The following is a 17,973-nucleotide window of genomic DNA, read 5'->3' as shown; positions in this document are numbered from 1 at the left end:
CAAAATTAAAGGTTTGCCTTTGCACGCTGGACCATGCCGAACAGATCGCGTGGCTCATCCGGGTCAGCAATCATGTCCAGATCATCATAGAACTCGGTGTCCTTGATGGCCTGGTAGAGATATTTCAGGGCAGAGAAGTCCTCGATGGCAAAGCCAACCGAATCAAACAGGGTGATTTGCTGATCGGAGGTACGACCTTCTTTCTCGCCAGTGATGACCTGCCACAATTCAGTGACCTCGTGATCAGCATCCAGCTGCTGAATTTCACCTTCCACACGGGTCTGTGGCGGGAATTCCACGAAAATGTCGGAGCGCAGCAGAATGTCTTTGTGCAGCTCGGTCTTTCCTGGGCAATCGCCGCCAATCGCATTGATGTGCTGACCAGAACCAACCATGTTGTCGGTCAGAATGGTGGCGCATTGTTTATCAGCCGTGCAGGTGGTGATGATGTCAGCGCCGGACACACATTCCTCATGGGATGTGGTGCGAATGACATTGAGACCACTGTCTTTCAGGTTCAGGATCGCTTTGTCGGTGGCGACTGGATCAATGTCGAACAAGCGAACAGTCTCAATACCGAGAATATGTTTGAAAGCCAGCGCCTGGAACTCACACTGCGCACCATTGCCGATCATGGCCATGGTCTTGGAATCTTTTGGTGCCAGATATTTGGCAGCAACCGCAGACATTGCGGCGGTACGCAATGCTGTCAGGATGGTCATTTCGGTCAAAAGAACTGGATAGCCGGAATCCACATCAGCCAACAGGCCAAATGCGGTTACGGTTTGCAGGCCTTCCTTGGTGTTCTTTGGATGGCCATTCACATATTTAAAGCCGTAAACCTCGCCGTCAGAGGTTGGCATCAGCTCGATCACGCCTTCCTTGGAGTGAGAAGCGATACGTGGGGTCTTATCGAAGAGCTCCCAGCGTTTGAAGTCGCTTTCAATCTGATCAGCGATGCCTTTGATCATGGTTTCCACGCCAATGGTGAGAACCAGTTTCATCATGTTATCGACGCTGACGAATGGGACAATATTGAGTTTGTCTAAATTTGGGGATGTCATCAGGTTGGCTCCCAGGAGAAAGAAGGTTGCTGGTCTTGTTTGCTTGTTCTCCATGGTACGGGGTCAAAAAATCAGACAAAATGGTGAAACTCTACAAAATTTGCGCTATGAAAATGCAAAATGTACAATCAGATTTAGCAAAATTACAATTTGGACAGCCTGATGAGTAACGCCAAGCATATTTATGATCGTCTGGATCGAGAGCTGATTTCCTTGCTGCGCAGCGATGGGAGAGCATCCCTCTCCAAGCTGGCGGAGATATTGGGCGTATCGCGAGGCACGGTACAAAATCGCTTGGATCGCCTGATGGAATCCGGAGCCTTGCTTGGATTTACCGTGCGCGTGCGTGAGGATTATGATCTGGATGGGATCCGGGCTGTGATGCTGATTGAAGTGGTTGGAAAATCAACCAGTCAGGTCATTCGTCGCTTGCGTGGTATGCCGGAAATGCGGGCACTTCATACCACCAATGGGGCCTGGGATCTGGTGGCCGAAATTCAGGCACCAAGCTTGCCGGACTTTGACCGGGTTTTGCGGGAAGTACGGCTTGTAGAAGGGGTGCTGAACAGCGAAACATCCATTTTGCTCAGCACCACTTGATTTGAAAAGAGGTTGGTAAGGGATTAGCCTTCGCCAAACCAGCCAAGAATAGCACCCTGTGCCAACAGATTGATCAGCCAATAGCCGGTATCTATGACCCAGAGACGAAGAGGGCGCATTTGATAGGCATAATTGACGGCTTGGGTTGTGGCGACAAAGCCAAGCCAGATCATCAGGCCAGACATCAGGCCACGACGAACTGAGAAATCTCCCACATGGACAAGCACACCATAGAGAAGGGCTGCAATCACCAGATTGGCGATGGCTGCAATGACAAATGGCATGGGGCTTTGTTTGCCGTCCGGTCCTTTGATGTCTTCTTCAGAAAGGCCCACCGCCGCCATCCAGGGTTTGGCAAGGGACATGTACCAGGCAGCGCCAAGACCATATCCTACCAGAGCGGAAATAATGGCTGCCAGCCAATTCACTTCGTTTAAAGGCATGAAACCGATCTCCATATAGTTCTGCCAATTATCTATGGTTGTTACTTTACGGGTTTTTACGGGTTAAGTCTGGCAAAAAATCAGATTTGCCTGCTTCTCCTCACGCGCTCTCAAGGGATTGTGATTGGCAGTTGAAGGGCAATTTAAGTTAACTGCCAGCATGATGATTAACGTTCCCCCGCATTCTCATGTCTTTATCCCGTCAATAAGAGGGCCAAATGCATGATCTATAAACATTCTTCAAAGATCTCCTTTGGTCGCTTCAGTTTGGCTCGCCTGACTTCACGCTTTGCGATGTTGGCGATTGGTGCTGGTGTTCTGGCTGGCGCTGTAGCAACTCAGCCGACCTACGCAAAAGACAATTCAGCCATTGTTGTCGAGCTTTTCACCTCGCAAGGGTGCTCTTCCTGTCCACCTGCCGACAAGCTGCTGGGCGAAATGGTGGGGAATCCCAATATCATTGCACTGACGGAAGCCGTGGATTACTGGGATTATCTTGGCTGGAAGGACGAGAATGCTCGTCACGAGCATACGCTTCGCCAGCAAGATTATGCCCGCCTTCGCGGAGATCGTCGGGTTTATACCCCTCAAATGGTGATCAACGGTCGTGTGCATGTGGTGGGAAGCCGTCGCAATGATGTGTCTCGTGCCATCAAGCGGTTTGAGAAAGATGTCTCTGTTCCGATGCGTTTGGAGCAGAATGGGGACGTGTTGAATGTTCGGATTGGTGCGCGCCCGCAAGGCATGTCAAAGGATCATGAAGGCAACTTGATCCTTGCCTATTACAAGCGTGAGGTGAGCGCGGATATCAAGCGCGGCGAAAATCGTGGTCGCAAGATTATCTATCACAATGTGGTCGGTGATATGCGCACCATCGGCATGTGGCATGGTGAAGCCATGAATGTAGAATTGCCAATGAGTGAAGCCCGAAAAATGGGCTATGACGGTTATGCGGTGCTTTTGCAAGCCGATGTGAAGGGTTATCCGGGACCAATCTTTGGTGCGGCTCGTCTGGATCTGAAATAGAAAAATCAAGTTTTCATGAAAAAGGCCGAATCATTGATCCGGCCTTTTTTGCGTTCAGGATTTAGCGGTCTTACAGGCCAGCTTTTTCCTTGATTTCATCGAACTTCTTCTTGCCATTCACCCATTCTGGCCCTTCAGGGAAGCGCGCGAGAGATGGTAGGAACTGATCAGAGAATTCTTCAGCTGCCTGAGCTGGCAGCAGAGATGGGAGATTGTCGATTGAGGTGACTTCGACAGCGTCACCCTGGCCATTTTTTGCCACTTCGATCACTGGATCGGTCCAGCTGGTTGGTTCTGCATAGATTGGCAGTGGGTTGAAGTCGGAAAAAGGATCGCAGGAAACGTCAGAGACAACCTTCATCTTGGAGCCTTCTGCCGCCAGATGCTCCTTGGTTGCCAGAAGCAGACCTGGGCCCATCATCAGCACGCAATTGACCATCATGTCATGGGCGAGCAAGGCATCCCGATCCAAATTCTTGGTTTCTTCGATATCCCACTGTGTAACTTTCATGCCGATGGCTTCCAGGCATTCGGTGGCACCGGTGCCAGAACGACCTTTTGCGCCGATCACGATGGCAGTTGGCATGTCGTCTTTGCCTTCAGCTGCCAAAGCTTTCAGCTTATCGATAACGACAGTCTGGCTTTCGTAAGGAGAAACCCCATTGGAGATCTCATTCTTGCCAGCGCGGCGCTCGAGCAGGCGATGGGCTCCAAGGGCAGCACCCATCCAGCCAGCCCAATAGCCAAAGGCTGCAACGCGGCGGCCATTGTCACCTATCAGGAACTCGATATCGTAAAGAAGACCACCACCTTTGGTGAAGCGGGCCATCTCTGCTTCCCAACCGGTCTGATCCTTATAGATATGAGCGAAATGGATCATGTTGTTGGTCAGCTCGGCAGGTGTTTCAGCCAATTCTTTCAGACCCAGAATAATGGCATCCTTTGGTGCATTCACCCAGGACCGGCTATCGGTCATGGCGCAACCAACTTCGGCATAATCGGCGTTGGAGAAAGCGCGCTTGTCGCTCAATTCAACGGTGATCTGAAAGCCTTTTTCGATCAGGGCTTTGGCATTTTTCGGGGTGAGGGCGGTGCGGCGCTCGGTGGCGCGATCTTCATCGCGAAGCCAGAAATGAACCATGAGACAGCTCCATCGGGTCTTTACCTCTCATAAGAGAGGGTGATTGGGAAGGAATGTTTGATTGCACCTTAGCGAATAAATATTCAAATGATAGAGGCGGGTGAGGGTGATCGAACAATCGTGAGGAATTATTCCGGCAAATTGCCGGAATCGTTGTTGATCCTTAACTGGTTGATCGAAATTGTCAGGTCTTTTGACCAAAAAGAATGGTCATGAAACCTGCTCCAATCAGGAAACCGGCACCAATCTTATTGGTTCTTTGCAAGCTCTTTGGATGTTTGAAGCGCTCGCGCAGGCGACCGGCCAGCAATGCCCATAGTGTGATATTGATCGTTGCAAGGATCACAAAAGTAGCTTCCAGAATAGCAAACTGGAGAAAGGCTGGCTGGGCCGGATCGATGAATTGTGGGACGAAGGCCACGAAGAAGACAATGCCCTTGGGATTGAGCGCGGTGACGATAAAGGAATTGAGAAAGATGGACTTGTTGCTCAGATTGCCTTTTGCTGCTTTCAGATCATCCAGAGAGCTTTGATCTTTCCAAAGTTTGATACCGAGCCAGGCAAGATAGATGGCTCCAGCCCATTTCATGGCGGTAAACAAAGTGGCCGAGGTTGCGAGCAAGGCTCCGGCCCCCAGTAGTGAGATCGTCATGGCGGTGAAATCACCAAGAGCAACACCGGGGACAGAAGCCCATGCCGTTTGCCGCCCTTGCCCCAACGCATAAGAGACCACCAAGAGCACCGTTGGGCCGGGAATCGTTAGCAGGGTCATGGAGGCAAGAGCGAAGGCCAACCAGAGATCCAGAGCCATAAAATTTCTCCGTTTATTTGTGTTTGATCGCTAGCAAACGCAGCTTTTCTGTTGATTGACAAGGGATTTGAAGCTTTACGGGTCTATTTTTGGTCAAGTGGAAAATCTGGGGATTAATTGTGACCAAGCTTGGGGATGGAGTCTGTACAAAGTTATGGAAAAACTGGGATCAAGCTCTGAATCCTCGATAGATGTACATTTGAAATTTTCCTTTTTGTTAAGGCTTTTAGAAGTTTTCGCGCCTCTAATTGTAGTCAGTTAGGTGCCCTTTTGTTTTGGGGAAGCCTGTGTATTGAGTAGCTTTGCAAGAGGTCGACCAACTTCATGGTCAAACATATCTTTTTTGATCTGGATGGTACGCTGACAGATCCCAAGCCGGGTATTGTCGGCTCCATTCGTTACGCCCTCGATAAATTGGGTATCACCGAGCAGCCGGATGATCTGGACTGGTGCATTGGTCCACCGTTGCAGGAGAGTTTTGCCAAACTCGTGCCTGATACAGATCCGGATGAGGCCATAGCATTATATCGGGAGCGATTTTCTGATGTCGGCCTTTATGAAAATCGTGTGTTCGATGGCACCCAGGAAATGCTTCATATCGTGAAAGATTGTGGCGGTGAGCTTTATGTTGCGACCTCGAAACCACATATTTTTGCCAAGCGAATCCTTGATCATTTCGGCTTGTCGCATTTTTTCTCGCACATTTTCGGTGCCGAGATGGATGGTACCCGGTCGAACAAGGCAGAGCTTCTGGCCTATGCCTTGGAGAAGAGTGGTGCAGACCCGCATAGCTCTCTCATGATTGGCGACCGCAAGCACGATATTGTGGGGGCGCATGCCAATGGCATTGCGTCTGCTGGTGTGCTTTGGGGATATGGTAGTCGTTGCGAATTACAGGAAGCGGGCGCGCAATGCATCCTGTCCAATGTTCGGCATCTTGGCATGTTGGCACGACGCGGAGCGATCAGCGCTGAATGATAGCCGGCTGAAAGCTCTTCCTATGGTTGTTGTCCCGTATATCATTGCTTTTTATAGGTTCGTTCGAGAACGGTCTCAGATGGAGGCAAGGCTATGAATAGCGCGGAAAAGCGCTGATTCTCCAAGACTCTTGTTGACCTTTGGGGGATTTGAGCGTAATAGAGCCGCATTCTCTTGAAGCAGAATGACAATTTGAGCACCCGAGCAGGCCCCGAAAAGGTATAAAGCGAGCCCGCAGGTCCCCATCCGACAGCGCGATGCGCCCTCGGGTGATTTTTCGCTATGTGGCCCTTGATCTTTCAAAGGGTTCTACTGGTAAAGGAACCTCAGGATGCCCAGATTAGACAGACTGTAACGGGATTTTGAAGGAGCGATACATGTTTGACTCTCTATCGGATCGCCTAAGCGGCATATTTGACAAGCTCTCCAAGCGCGGTGCGCTATCGGAGTCCGATGTCAATGCTGCTCTGCGCGAAGTTCGCCGAGCTTTGATCGAGGCTGATGTTGCTCTGGATGTGGTTCGCAGCTTCACCGAACAGGTGAAGGAAAAGGCTGTTGGCGTTGAGGTGATCAAATCGGTCAGCCCGGCGCAGATGGTGGTCAAGCTGGTTCATGACCAGTTGGTCGAGATGCTGGGTTCTGAGGGTCAGGTTATTGATCTGAACACTCCCGCTCCTGTACCGATCATGATGGTTGGTTTGCAGGGGTCTGGTAAAACTACCTCGACCGCAAAGATCGCGTTGCGCCTGCAGACCCGTGACAAGAAAAAAGTTCTGATGGCATCTCTCGATACTCGCCGCCCTGCTGCGCAGGAGCAGCTGCGAGTATTGGGTGAGCAGAATGGTATCGAGACCCTGCCGATTGTTGAAGGCGAAGGTCCGACCCAGATTGCCAATCGTGCAATGAATGCTGGTCGTCTTGGCGGCTTTGATGTCGTGATGCTCGATACAGCTGGCCGTATTCATATTGATGAGCCGCTCATGGTCGAGATGGCTGAGGTCAGGAAGGTCGCCAACCCGCATGAGATCTTGCTGGTTGCCGATAGTTTGACTGGTCAGGATGCCGTGAATGTTGCCAAGAGCTTTGATGAGCGCGTTGGTATCACCGGTATTGTTCTCACCCGTGTCGACGGCGATGGCCGTGGCGGTGCTGCGCTTTCCATGCGTGCGGTCACCGGCAAGCCGATCAAGCTGCTTGGTGTTGGTGAAAAAGCAGATGCGCTGGAAGAATTCCATCCCGAGCGTGTTGCTGGCCGTATTCTTGGCATGGGCGATATTGTTTCGCTGGTGGAAAAAGCCGCTGAGACCATCGATGCCGAAAAAGCTGCCCTTGCTGCCGAGAAATTGCGCAAAGGCAAGTTTGATCTGGAAGATCTGAAAGAGCAGTTGGGTCAGATGGCCAAGCTGGGCGGTATGTCCGGTATTATGGGTCTGATGCCCGGTGTTGGCAAAATGAAGAAGCAGATGGCTGCGGCCAATCTGGATGATTCCATCGTCAACAAACAGGTTGCCATCATCAATTCCATGACCCGTCAGGAGCGCCGCAACCCGGCTTTGCTCAAGGCTAGCCGTAAGAAACGTATTGCAGCGGGTGCCGGGGTTCAGGTTGCCGAGGTCAACAAGCTGCTGAAAATGCATCGTCAGATGGCCGACATGATGAAGAAGATGGGCAAAGCCAAAGGTGGTCTTGGTGGTCTCTTCGGTGGCGGTATGCCGAATGTTGATCCAGCTGAGCTGGAAGCAATGCAGAAATCAGGTCAGATGCCGGATGTCGGTGATTTGGCCAAAGGATTGCCGGGTGGGGGACTGCCCGGAGGATTATCAGGCGGACTTCCGGGTGGGTTACCCGGTGGAATGCCAGGCCTTCCCGGAATGGGAGGACCGAAATTCCCCGGTCTTGGCGGAATGTCAGGCAAGGGTAAGAAGAAACGCTAGGGACAAGTATCTCTACTTCTCTTTGGCAAGAAACAAAGAGGTCAAGACCGGATGATCCGGCAGAATAAAAAGTTGGCCTTCAAAAATACGCCGAACTTCGAAAGGAAATTCAATGGCTCTTAAAATTCGTCTGGCTCGTGGTGGCTCCAAAAAACGTCCTTACTACCGTATCGTTATTGCTGACGTTCGCTCTCCTCGCGATGGTCGTTTCATCGAGAAAGTTGGTTCTTACAACCCACTGCTGTCAAAAGATTCCGATGAGCGCGTTGTTCTGAAAATTGATCGCATCGAACATTGGATCAAACAGGGCGCACAGCCTACCGATCGTGTTCTTCGCTTCCTGGATGCTGCCGGTATCGCCAAGCGTCCTGCTCGCAACAACCCTAAGAAAGCTGAAATGGGTGCGAAAGCGAAAGAGCGTCTCGAAGAGAAGCGCATGAAAGAAGAAGAAGCTGCTGCCGCTGCTGCAGAAGCTGCTTCCGCAGAATAAGATCTGCTTTTTCAAGGGAGTTCTGGCTTGACGTCAGGACTCCCTTTTTGATTCTGATAAGGGTGTATGAGCCCTTTTCTCCTCTTGCTTCAGGATGGATCTCCTCATGGCAAAAAATGCTGCCAAAGAGCCGGAAGGCAAAGTCTGTATTGCACAAATCGGTGCGCCCAATGGGGTGCGCGGTGATGTGCGGGTGAAATTGTTTTCTGACGATCCTGATAGCCTGAAAGCTTATGGTCCACTCCATAGCGCAGACGGAAGTCGCTCTTTCAAGGCATTGTCTGCCCGGCCGCAAAAGACTGTCTTCATTGTTCGTTTTGCGGAAATTACCTCTCGCAATGATGCCGAAAGCCTGAATGGTACCAAGCTCTATATTGATCGGGACAAACTACCTGAACTGGAAGAAGAAGAATTCTATCATTCCGATCTCATGGGTTTGCGGGCCGAGCTGGAAGACGGTTCCGATTTTGGCACTGTTCTGGCTGTGCATGATTTTGGCGCGGGTGAATTGCTTGATGTTGCGCCAAAGAGCGGCAAAAGCATTTTACTGCCTTTCACCAAGGAAGTCGTACCGACAATCGATATCGCAAACAGCAAAGTTGTGATCGTATTGCCAGAAGGCTTTCTGGATGGGGATGACGCTGCGGAGAAGCGCAAAGAAGGGCAGGCGGCTGATCTGTCTCATTTGTCTGATGAGCTGAAAGCAGATCAGAATTAAGGGCCATAGTCATGAGTGAGCAGGACAAAGACAGCGCAGCCCCTTGGAAAGCCACCATTTTGAGCCTTTATCCGGATATGTTTCCAGGACCGCTCGGAACATCACTTGCCGGGCGTGCGATGGAAAAAGGGCTCTGGTCTTTGGAAGCTGTTCACATTCGCGATTTTGCCGAAGGTAAGCATCGCAATGTCGATGATACGCCATCTGGTGGTGGGGCCGGCATGGTTCTGCGTCCTGATGTGATTGGCAGTGCAATTGATCATGTGACCGGTGAGGGGGATACCCGCCCTCGTATCCTGCTGTCTCCTCGTGGCAAACCGCTAACGCAAGAAAAAGTACGCGAACTGAAAGACGCTGGTGGAGCCATTCTGCTTTGCGGGCGTTTCGAGGGTGTTGACCAGCGCGTTATTGATAGTCGCGAGCTGGAAGAGATTTCCATTGGCGACTATATCCTCTCTGGCGGAGAGCTGGGTGCCATGGTGCTAATGGATGCTGTGGTTCGTCTTCTGCCCGGTGTGATGGGCAAGGTGGAAAGCGGTGAAGAGGAGAGCTTTGAAAGCGGCCTTCTGGAATATCCGCATTATACCCGCCCAACCGTTTGGGAAGGCCAGGAAATCCCGGAAATCCTGACCTCTGGCCATCATGGCAAGATTGCCAAATGGCGCAAGGAACAGTCAATCGAGCTGACCCGTGAGCGCCGTCCCGACCTATATGCCGCTTGGGCAGCTCTGGAAAAACAATCCTCAGGTAAAAAAAGCAAGAATTTTGCTTCAATAATTGGCGAGGGCGGAGCTGCTATCCTTGATCGATCAAATTGGGCCAGAAAGCCGGACGTTTGGAGCGGCAAGTTTGATGGTCTTGTTTTTGGAACAAACGCATCCGTGATATTTTTCTCAACGGATGAGGCTGGCAAGGGGCCGCAACTTCATCGTCACCCATATGATGAAGTCTTCATCATACGTAAGGGAAAAGCGCTATTCACGGTTGATGGGGAAACAATAGAGGCGGAAGAGGGCCAGATTGTTTTTGCTCCCGCCAATATGCCCCACAAATTTGAAAGCGTGGGCTCAGATGGTTTGGAGACAATCGATATTCATGTCTCCAACGAAATTATTCAGGAAAATCTGGAAGAATAGAGCTTTTAGAGCCTGTTGGAATGAATTGCATTCATCACACAGGCTCTAAACTCTTTGCTGGTGCGAATCTTTTGCGTTGGATTGTGAAACCAATCCAACGAGAAGCGCACTAAACACGTTTCCAGCTAGTCTCAAATAGTACGTCAGACTATCGATCCCTTGACGATTGCTCTTAGAAGCTCATCGGCTTCTGCCCGCAAGTCTGATCGCTTGTCTTCCCTTGCAATTGTATCAGTCCAGGCGATTTGCTCGTGAATGAATGCATCGATGATCGGGAGACGGTCGCCGCTACCAATTTCTTTGGTGGCGGATTTCAATACCAGCAATCGACCTATCTGCTCAATGAGGTCCGTACTCAAATCTTGACCGGCAATGAGATCTTGCAGGTTCATTGGTGGTACCAGGGTCGGATTTTGTCTGATCCAGGAAATGACCAAAGCGGGCCGCAAGACGTAAAAATACTTCTTGAGCGAGACATCCGGCTTCTCTCCTATATGCTTGTCCCACTGCTTTTTAGCCAGATTTCGGTAGTGATGCAGGCATGATTCCCCGAATGTGGTCTTGCCCGCAAATTGGAGCAAGTGATTGCAGATTGTCTCATTCCAAACATAGTGAATTGGGCTGGTAAGCCATTCCAGCAAAACTGGGTTGGATCTGATCAGCAATCCCAAGGCTTTGCGGATATCCCACCCATTGATGTCCCAATCTCCCTCGATTGGCAGCTCGATCACGTCTCGACCCGGTTCAATGCTCAAATACCAGTCAGGGTGATGCGCATAGATGAAGCGAACATCATAATCGCTGTCAGGGGAAGGAAAGCCCCAAGCACGACTTCCACTCTCAATGGCAAAGAGAATGCGGACATTGTGATCCCTCTCAATAGTAGCGAGTTTTTCCTTGATGACAGCTTCAATGTCTTGGGTGATAGAAGGACTAAAAGAAAGAATGCTTTGCATTGTTGTAAACTTTGAAATTGGTAGGGAAATGGTCGTGATTATACGCTTACTGCTTAGCATTCTTTCATGTCGTCCGGAAAGATCAATTCAGAGCAGGCGCGAAAAGATGGGTCCAGTCAGGGGACGTTCGTTTGACGTCAACCTCAAATATCTCTGGCTCGACAATATTTTGCTGAACAAACGGATCTTTCTTGACCCTTTGCTCTATCGTCTCTCTGTCTTCACCCTTGGCCAGAATGCATCCACCGCCGCTATCGAGTGATCCGACGCATTGGAAGATTCCATCACTGATGCCTTTTGCTATCCAGGCATTGTGGGCAGCCATATGGTTTGTGGCATCGGATTTATTGGGGCCGAATTTCAAAAGAATGATGTGCATGATGTTCATTTGGCAATCCTGATGATCTGAGAATGTCTGTGTAAGATGGTTAGATGTGACTGCGCAGGTCATCTTGCTCAATGATTGCAATATTGCTCCAAGTTGAAAAGTAGGCAGTTTTTTCGTACTAAGCATTGAAAAACATACTATTGGATAAATCTGCCATGGATGCCGAACAAGATGCTCTATGCCCGGCACCAATTATTTTCTCGATGATTGGTGGCAAGTGGAAATTATCGATCCTGAAAACACTGATTTTCAAGGAAACCAAACGCTTTGGTGAATTGCGTCGGGAAGTCGAGGGCATCACCCAAACCATGCTGACCAAGCAATTGCGTGAGCTGGAAGCAGACGGATTGATCCACCGTGAAGTCTTCGCTGAGGTCCCGCCACGCGTGGAATATAGCGCGACTGAAGATGGGTTGGCCCTCAAACCCGTGTTTGAAGCGATGCATCAATGGTGGCTGGAGCGTAAGTAGGGTGAAAACCGCCTTTGAAAATGCCTCATTGGCTAGATTCGAAACTTTGTGGCTACAAATTGCAAAAAAGCGCGAAAAAGCGCGGATTTGAGTCACTTTTGGGGGTGACAAAGGTGTAGAGTTTGGCTAAAGAACGCCAATCTGTATTCCAACAAGTACGGCGAACCGGCCCTTGTGGCAAATCGAGCCAGCTGAAACAGCTCGGTGGGACTGCATTGGACGCTCTGGGCGTAACTATACAACAAGAGTGAATATCATGAATATCATTCAGCAGCTCGAGCAAGAGCAAATGGCAGAAATTGCTGCCAAGCGTGAAATCCCAGAATTCTCCCCAGGTGACACCGTTCGCGTAAACGTACGTGTGACCGAGGGTACCCGTACCCGTGTACAGGCCTATGAAGGCGTTTGCATTGCCCGTTCCGGCGGCGGCGTGAACGAAAGCTTCACTGTTCGTAAAATCTCCTATGGTGAAGGCGTGGAACGTGTGTTCCCACTGTTCTCACCAATGATTGATAGCCTGGATATTGTTCGCCGCGGTAAAGTTCGTCGTGCGAAACTGTACTATCTGCGTGGCCGTCGCGGTAAATCTGCTCGTATCGTTGAAGCTTCCAACTCTCGCGCTCGTAAACTTAACGACGTCGCGAAAGCCAAGGTTGCTGCAGAAAAGGAAGCTGCCAAAGCTGCCAAGGAAGCTGCTAAGGTTGCCAAAGAAGCAGAATAGGAATAGATCTCTATTCCATTGTGAATTCAAAGGCCTGATACCAAATTGGTGTCAGGCCTTTTTTCTTTGCGCACAAGGCCTATTTATAGGATAATCGAAAATGAAAGACCTCTGCATAATGGTCTTTTTGCACTCTGACTTTGTCAATGTTCGCTTCCGGTTCTCAAATAGGTTCGCCTATGTTCCGATCCTCAGCTTCACATTTTCGCGTCAGATCACAAAAATCCTCATAATGCAGAGGTTTTAATGAGCGATATCGACTGCCCTTTTGGATAAAACATTCGTCTGGGAATGCATTTCTTGTCGGATATTGCTTGACGTTGGCCCTCATTCTATCGCAATACAGTGCCAACACATTTTAGGCCCGCTGGCGGGGATGGACCAATCCCGATATGCCAAGTGATATTGAGCTCCCACAAGGCAAAACACATGCTTTGGAATGGAGCGCAATTGCCGGCCTTTCATCAACACTCTCTAGAGGACTGATAGAAAGCAATGTCTGCAGCTAAGACCCTTTATGACAAAATCTGGGACGCCCATGTGGCTGATCAACAGGAAGATGGCACCTGTCTGTTGTATATCGACCGTCATCTCGTGCATGAAGTGACGTCTCCGCAGGCCTTTGAAGGTCTTCGTATGGCAAAGCGCCAGGTGCGCGCGCCTCAACGGACTTTGGCTGTTGTTGACCACAATGTGCCGACCACTGACCGTAGTCAGGGCATTGATGATCCGGAATCCAGACTGCAGGTCGAAACCCTTGCAGCCAACGCTGCCGAGTTTGGCGTTGAATATTATGATGAGCTGGACAAGCGCCAGGGTGTTGTTCACATCGTTGGTCCCGAGCAGGGCTTCACCCTGCCTGGTATGACTATTGTTTGTGGTGACTCTCATACCTCCACTCATGGTGCATTCGGTTCACTGGCTCACGGTATCGGTACGTCTGAAGTTGAGCATGTGTTGGCTACCCAGACCTTGGTGCAGAAAAAAGCCAAGAACATGAAAGTGGAAGTCACTGGTAAGCTTGGTGAAGGCGTGACTGCTAAAGACATCGTTCTGGCCATCATCGGCAAGATTGGTACTGCTGGCGGCACCGGTCACGTGATTGAATTCTGTGGTGAAGCTATTCGCGATCTGTCCATGGAAGGTCGTATGACCGTTTGTAACATGGCGATTGAAGGCGGTGCACGCGCTGGCCTGATTGCTCCGGATGAGAAGACCTTCGATTATATCCAAGGTCGTCCAAAGGCGCCCAAGGGCGCTGATTGGGACAAGGCTGTTCAATGGTGGAAGACCCTGTTTACCGACGAAGGTGCTGACTTTGATACCGTGGTGACATTGGATGCAGCTTCCCTGCCTCCGATTGTTTCCTGGGGTACCAGCCCTGAAAATGTGGTGACCATTGATGGTGCTACGCCGGATCCGGAAAAAATCGAAGATGAAGGTCGCCGTACTGCTGTTAGGCGTGCGCTGGACTATATGGGTCTCGAGCCAAATACCAAGATGACCGACATCAAGATTGATCGCATCTTCATCGGTTCTTGCACCAATGGCCGTATCGAGGATTTCCGTGCAGCTGCCGAGATTCTGAAAGGCCGCAAGATCAAAGACGGCATTCATGCCATGATCGTTCCAGGCTCTGGTCTGGTGAAGGATCAGGCTGAAGAAGAAGGTCTGGACAAGATCTTCATCGAGGCTGGCTGTGAATGGCGTGAGCCTGGCTGTTCCATGTGTCTGGCCATGAATGCTGACAAGCTTGCCCCGGGCGAGCGTTGTGCATCCACTTCCAACCGTAACTTTGAAGGCCGTCAGGGCTTCAAAGGCCGCACCCATCTGGTGTCTCCGGCCATGGCCGCCGCTGCGGCTGTTGTGGGGCACTTCATTGATGTGCGCGATCTGGACTAATTGGTTCCAGATTTCAGAGATTTCAAAGCCGGGCTCGTTGTAGTCCGGCTTTTTTGTGTCTGCTGAAAGGGCTAAAGGTCTGGATCAATGGTGCAAAACTATCAATTCTTTGTGTGACATTGCGTTAAGTCCTGTGTTCATCTCTCAAAGATTGCTAGGCTTTGCGATAGATTGATTTGAACCAGCACTCATTGGCTGGCCATGCTGATGTGAAGACCTCAACCAAGCGGTAGATATATGAGCAAGATTACAACAAAAATTCTGGATCAGGATGCAGCTGCGGGCTTGGCTCCGTTGATTTCCGCCCACGCACAAGAGCGTAAACGTGGTGCTCCGCGCCAACCGGATCTTTATTATGCTGAAACACTGCTGAATGACCGCACGGCAGAAGTTCTGGGCGCTTTTCGCGGCGATGAAATGGCTGCTTTTGCGACTTTCTTCGATTTGCCAGAAACCGTCTCCGGCAAGCGCGTTGGTCATGTCGATGTTTTGTTCGTTGGCCAGGATTTCCGCAACAATGGCATTACCAAAGCCATGATCGAAGCTCTGGTGGATCTGGGTCAGGAGCGCAACTGGCTTGAACTGCAGTGGAATAGTCCATCTGGCAGCCAGCAAGAAAAGATTGCGCAAGTGTCTGGCATCAGCAGCACCGCCAATGTGCGTGTCAGTGTCGGCATCCATGAGGATTTCACCAAGGTGAAGTAAGGTCTTTTGGGATAGTGGATATTTTCGACCCCTCGCCAATTTTGCGGGGGGTTATTTGTTTGGAGAATGCTGATTAAGATCTGCGAGAAACTTCATCATTGTTTCGCATTCTTGATCCAGCTGGTTTGTCATGAGACGTTGCCACAAAAAGCTCATGAGGAGCTCGGCTCTGATTGCCAGATCAGGTATTTCTGTACACTCACCGCGCTTTTCGGCCCGGGTGAAAAGATCAATCAACCCATCCAGACGTTCCTTGCGATAAGTATCCAAAGACAAGGCAATATCAGCGTTTGATTGGGCTTCGGCAATAATGGCTTTGAAAAAGACACCGATCTCGCCTTTCCAAATATTGGTAAGCTCGTTGGTAAACCAGGTTAAATCGCCCAGCAAGGAGCCGGTGTCTTTATACACAAAGTTTGGTTTGCGGCTTTTATAGACTGCCAAAATAAGTGCGCCACGTGTGGGCCACCATCGATACAATGTTGCCTTACCAGCCTTCGCTCTCTTCGCTACTTCTTGCATGTTGAAACCGGCGAGGCCTTTTTCGGCAATCAACTGTGCTGCGGCATTGAGAATAGCTGCTTCTGTTTCAGGATTGCGGCGTGCACCAACAGATCGTCTTGTGCCCGTTTTTTTAGGTTCAGTTGCCATGGTCATCGCCATTCTTGACAAAACGGAACGTTCCGTTCATATATATCTCCGTTATCGAAACACTGCGTCTCGAAAGGAAGATTGCATGTCTGATACAGTTCGTAAACCATCCCGCATACGATTTGCGCTCCTGATTTTCTGTTTTGTCTATCCAATGGTGACCATCCTGCTCTATGGGCTTGTTGTCATGACGCCAGATTGGGCTCTATGGCAGCGTTCTCTTGTTCTTGTACCGATCATTATTGTCATGATGGTCTTTGTTATTGTACCGATCATTCAGCGTTATATGAACAGATGGATTACCAAACCCGCCTGATGGGATGAATGGATAGTCGTGCAAGGTTTGAGTTGTCGGACAATCAGACCCTGAAGCGCCAGACCTTGGTGGAGCGGATCTCATAATCTTCCAGTTCTCTGGTCACAGGCACCTGATAGGTCTCAATCAATTCAAGTCGGTCTTGGGGAAGACAGGAGCGATTGGGATCGCCAACCAGAATCTCGGTTCCCCGTTGCGCCAATGGTTCCAGTAAGGCTAGCACCGCTTTGGTCATTTCAGCGTCATAAAAGACATCGCCAGCCAGAAAGATGTCAGGTGGGTTTTTGCGTAAATGATCAATGGCATCAGAGGTGAGCAGGTCATCAATGCTGGCTTGAAGCGTGACATTGTTATGCTCTGCATTGATTTGAATGGCTTCAACGGAGAAGGGATCGATATCGGTGGCAAGGACCCGGTTTGCCCCTGCTTTGGCTGCGGCAATGGCAACAAGGCCGGATCCTGAGGCAAAGTCGATAACACTTTTGCCGTTGGTAAGATCCGGATTATCAAGGCAATAGCGAGCCAAAGCTTGGCCGCCAGCCCAGGCAAAAGCCCAGAACGGGGAAGGGAGCCCAAGCTCGAGAAGGTCTTCCTCACCCAGTCGCCAAAGAGGCGTCTGATCATCGGCCAGATAAAGCTCGATTTCCGGTGTCAAGGGAACGGGCAAAAGGGCGGCATGATCCAAAATGAATTGCCGTTTGTTTTCAATCTTGCCCATTCCAGTCGCGCTCTAGGCTTCGATACCCGCCATTTGGCAGACAATTGCCCACTCTTCCTCACTGACCGGTTGTACCGACAGACGGGAATTGTTGACCAGAATCATATTGGCGAGATCCGGGTGGGCCTTGCAGTCGTCCAATGTCACTGGATTGACTACGGACTTAATGGCCTTGATGTCGACGCAATGCCATTTTCCGGTATCGTCCGTAGTGTCTGGATGCGCTTCAGCACAGACTTCCACCACTCCAACAATGCTCTTTTCATTGATGGAATGATAGAAGAAGCCTCTATCGCCGAGCTTCATCTTTTGCATGTTGTTGCGCGCCTGATAATTGCGCACGCCGTCCCATTGCTCACCTTCTTCGCCTTTGGCGAGCTGCTGATCCCAGCCCCAGGTGTTGGGTTCGGATTTGAAAAGCCAATAAGCCATGAATATCCCTCCTCAATGCCTTAATAAATGGATCCCATTATTTGGGAGCGCCGACAACCCATTTCCAAGGTTTGATATCAACGGACTGAAACAGACCAGCTTTGGCATATGGATCATTGGCTAGCACTGCTTCGATCGCCTCGCGGCTTTCTGCTTCGCAAATCAGGCAAGAGCCGATCATGCCACCATCATCATTCAGCAGTGGACCCGCGACAGGAATGGACGCATTATTCTCGGCCAGAAAAGCCAGATGGGCATCACGATTGGATGTACGAACTTCCAAAGCGCCTTCTTTATCGAGGCAAGTTACGACGAAATGCATGTTTTTTCCTTGTCGAAGCGTGATTGTGATTGGTTTGAATGATCTAGAAAC

At 50.3% G+C, this 17,973-nt stretch carries 22 protein-coding genes and 1 pseudogene; 13 read left to right on the top strand and 10 right to left on the bottom strand.

Annotated elements, in window-relative coordinates; genetic code table 11:
• Positions 1–5: 5 nt before the first annotated feature.
• Entirely contained in the window at positions 6–1,064 is a 1,059-nt protein-coding gene (locus tag CRO57_RS14725; RefSeq protein WP_097154478.1) for an ornithine cyclodeaminase, read from the bottom strand.
• 162 nt (positions 1,065–1,226) lie between these two features.
• Here CRO57_RS14725 and CRO57_RS14720 point away from each other — a divergent pair, with 162 nt between their 5' ends.
• Positions 1,227–1,664, top strand: a complete 438-nt coding sequence (locus tag CRO57_RS14720; RefSeq protein WP_097154237.1) for an Lrp/AsnC family transcriptional regulator — start codon at positions 1,227–1,229, stop codon at positions 1,662–1,664.
• Positions 1,665–1,687: 23 nt separating this feature from the next.
• Here the strand turns inward: CRO57_RS14720 and CRO57_RS14715 are convergent, their stop codons facing one another.
• Positions 1,688–2,107, bottom strand: a complete 420-nt coding sequence (locus tag CRO57_RS14715) for a DUF1761 domain-containing protein (RefSeq protein WP_097154477.1) — start codon at positions 2,105–2,107, stop codon at positions 1,688–1,690.
• A 222-nt stretch (positions 2,108–2,329) separates the two neighbouring features.
• Here CRO57_RS14715 and CRO57_RS14710 point away from each other — a divergent pair, with 222 nt between their 5' ends.
• Complete coding sequence (locus CRO57_RS14710) at positions 2,330–3,133, top strand: DUF1223 domain-containing protein (RefSeq protein ID WP_097154236.1); 804 nt, start codon at positions 2,330–2,332, stop codon at positions 3,131–3,133.
• Positions 3,134–3,203: 70 nt separating this feature from the next.
• Here the strand turns inward: CRO57_RS14710 and CRO57_RS14705 are convergent, their stop codons facing one another.
• The gene (locus CRO57_RS14705; protein ID WP_097154235.1) at positions 3,204–4,274 is read right to left on the bottom strand and encodes a saccharopine dehydrogenase; all 1,071 of its coding nucleotides are present in this window, start codon (positions 4,272–4,274) and stop codon (positions 3,204–3,206) included.
• 184 nt (positions 4,275–4,458) lie between these two features.
• On the bottom strand, positions 4,459–5,085 hold the full coding sequence (locus tag CRO57_RS14700; protein ID WP_097154234.1) for a LysE family translocator: 627 nt from the start codon (positions 5,083–5,085) through the stop codon (positions 4,459–4,461).
• A 324-nt stretch (positions 5,086–5,409) separates the two neighbouring features.
• Between CRO57_RS14700 and CRO57_RS14695 the strand changes: the two genes are divergently transcribed.
• The 6 genes and pseudogenes from CRO57_RS14695 to CRO57_RS25170 all read left to right on the top strand — a co-directional run bounded on the left by CRO57_RS14695 (position 5,410) and on the right by CRO57_RS25170 (position 10,341).
• The gene (locus CRO57_RS14695; RefSeq protein WP_097154233.1) at positions 5,410–6,063 is read left to right on the top strand and encodes an HAD family hydrolase; all 654 of its coding nucleotides are present in this window, start codon (positions 5,410–5,412) and stop codon (positions 6,061–6,063) included.
• Between the two features lie 377 nt (positions 6,064–6,440).
• Entirely contained in the window at positions 6,441–7,997 is a 1,557-nt protein-coding gene (gene ffh, locus CRO57_RS14690) for a signal recognition particle protein (protein ID WP_097154232.1), read from the top strand.
• A gap of 112 nt (positions 7,998–8,109) precedes the next feature.
• On the top strand, positions 8,110–8,487 hold the full coding sequence (rpsP, locus tag CRO57_RS14685) for a 30S ribosomal protein S16 (protein ID WP_097154231.1): 378 nt from the start codon (positions 8,110–8,112) through the stop codon (positions 8,485–8,487).
• Between the two features lie 106 nt (positions 8,488–8,593).
• Entirely contained in the window at positions 8,594–9,205 is a 612-nt protein-coding gene (gene rimM / locus CRO57_RS14680; protein WP_097154476.1) for a ribosome maturation factor RimM, read from the top strand.
• Positions 9,206–9,216: 11 nt separating this feature from the next.
• A pseudogene (trmD, locus tag CRO57_RS25175) lies at positions 9,217–9,933 on the top strand (tRNA (guanosine(37)-N1)-methyltransferase TrmD); the annotation flags it as partial.
• Between the two features lie 153 nt (positions 9,934–10,086).
• Positions 10,087–10,341: a cupin domain-containing protein gene (locus CRO57_RS25170; RefSeq protein WP_244580121.1), complete on the top strand. Its 255-nt coding sequence runs from the start codon at positions 10,087–10,089 to the stop codon at positions 10,339–10,341.
• Positions 10,342–10,484: 143 nt separating this feature from the next.
• On the opposite strand, the gene CRO57_RS14670 is transcribed toward CRO57_RS25170, so the two are convergent.
• Complete coding sequence (locus CRO57_RS14670) at positions 10,485–11,297, bottom strand: nucleotidyltransferase domain-containing protein (protein ID WP_097154229.1); 813 nt, start codon at positions 11,295–11,297, stop codon at positions 10,485–10,487.
• Between the two features lie 82 nt (positions 11,298–11,379).
• Positions 11,380–11,685 carry a YciI family protein gene (locus tag CRO57_RS14665; RefSeq protein WP_244580106.1) on the bottom strand — a complete coding sequence of 102 codons (306 nt, stop codon included), beginning with the start codon at positions 11,683–11,685 and terminating at the stop codon, positions 11,380–11,382.
• A gap of 155 nt (positions 11,686–11,840) precedes the next feature.
• On the opposite strand from CRO57_RS14665, the gene CRO57_RS14660 reads away from it, so the two are divergent.
• The 4 genes from CRO57_RS14660 (at position 11,841) to CRO57_RS14645 (ending at position 15,483) form a co-directional block, all read left to right on the top strand.
• Positions 11,841–12,155, top strand: a complete 315-nt coding sequence (locus CRO57_RS14660) for a winged helix-turn-helix transcriptional regulator (protein WP_097154228.1) — start codon at positions 11,841–11,843, stop codon at positions 12,153–12,155.
• 256 nt (positions 12,156–12,411) lie between these two features.
• On the top strand, positions 12,412–12,876 hold the full coding sequence (gene rplS, locus CRO57_RS14655) for a 50S ribosomal protein L19 (protein WP_097154227.1): 465 nt from the start codon (positions 12,412–12,414) through the stop codon (positions 12,874–12,876).
• 495 nt (positions 12,877–13,371) lie between these two features.
• A complete protein-coding gene (leuC, locus tag CRO57_RS14650; RefSeq protein WP_097154226.1) occupies positions 13,372–14,778 on the top strand; it encodes a 3-isopropylmalate dehydratase large subunit in 1,407 nt (468 codons plus the stop codon).
• Positions 14,779–15,015: 237 nt separating this feature from the next.
• A complete protein-coding gene (locus CRO57_RS14645; protein WP_097154225.1) occupies positions 15,016–15,483 on the top strand; it encodes a GNAT family N-acetyltransferase in 468 nt (155 codons plus the stop codon).
• Between the two features lie 51 nt (positions 15,484–15,534).
• Here the strand turns inward: CRO57_RS14645 and CRO57_RS14640 are convergent, their stop codons facing one another.
• Positions 15,535–16,134, bottom strand: a complete 600-nt coding sequence (locus CRO57_RS14640) for a TetR/AcrR family transcriptional regulator (RefSeq protein WP_170956115.1) — start codon at positions 16,132–16,134, stop codon at positions 15,535–15,537.
• An 85-nt stretch (positions 16,135–16,219) separates the two neighbouring features.
• Here CRO57_RS14640 and CRO57_RS14635 point away from each other — a divergent pair, with 85 nt between their 5' ends.
• On the top strand, positions 16,220–16,450 hold the full coding sequence (locus CRO57_RS14635; protein WP_097154223.1) for a putative antibiotic biosynthesis monooxygenase: 231 nt from the start codon (positions 16,220–16,222) through the stop codon (positions 16,448–16,450).
• Between the two features lie 43 nt (positions 16,451–16,493).
• Here the strand turns inward: CRO57_RS14635 and CRO57_RS14630 are convergent, their stop codons facing one another.
• Genes CRO57_RS14630 through CRO57_RS14620 form a run of 3 tightly spaced genes read right to left on the bottom strand, consistent with a single transcriptional unit; the run spans position 16,494 to position 17,922 of the window.
• Complete coding sequence (locus CRO57_RS14630; protein WP_097154222.1) at positions 16,494–17,168, bottom strand: class I SAM-dependent methyltransferase; 675 nt, start codon at positions 17,166–17,168, stop codon at positions 16,494–16,496.
• 12 nt (positions 17,169–17,180) lie between these two features.
• Positions 17,181–17,600 carry an EVE domain-containing protein gene (locus tag CRO57_RS14625; protein WP_097154221.1) on the bottom strand — a complete coding sequence of 140 codons (420 nt, stop codon included), beginning with the start codon at positions 17,598–17,600 and terminating at the stop codon, positions 17,181–17,183.
• A 37-nt stretch (positions 17,601–17,637) separates the two neighbouring features.
• Positions 17,638–17,922 (bottom strand): YciI family protein, encoded by a 285-nt coding sequence (locus tag CRO57_RS14620; protein ID WP_097154220.1) that lies wholly within the window; start codon positions 17,920–17,922, stop codon positions 17,638–17,640.
• Positions 17,923–17,973 lie beyond the last annotated feature (51 nt).

The sequence above is a fragment of the Cohaesibacter gelatinilyticus genome (genome assembly GCF_900215605.1).
Lineage (GTDB): Bacteria > Pseudomonadota > Alphaproteobacteria > Rhizobiales > Cohaesibacteraceae > Cohaesibacter > Cohaesibacter gelatinilyticus.
This window is presented reverse-complemented; position numbering and strand designations above follow the sequence as displayed.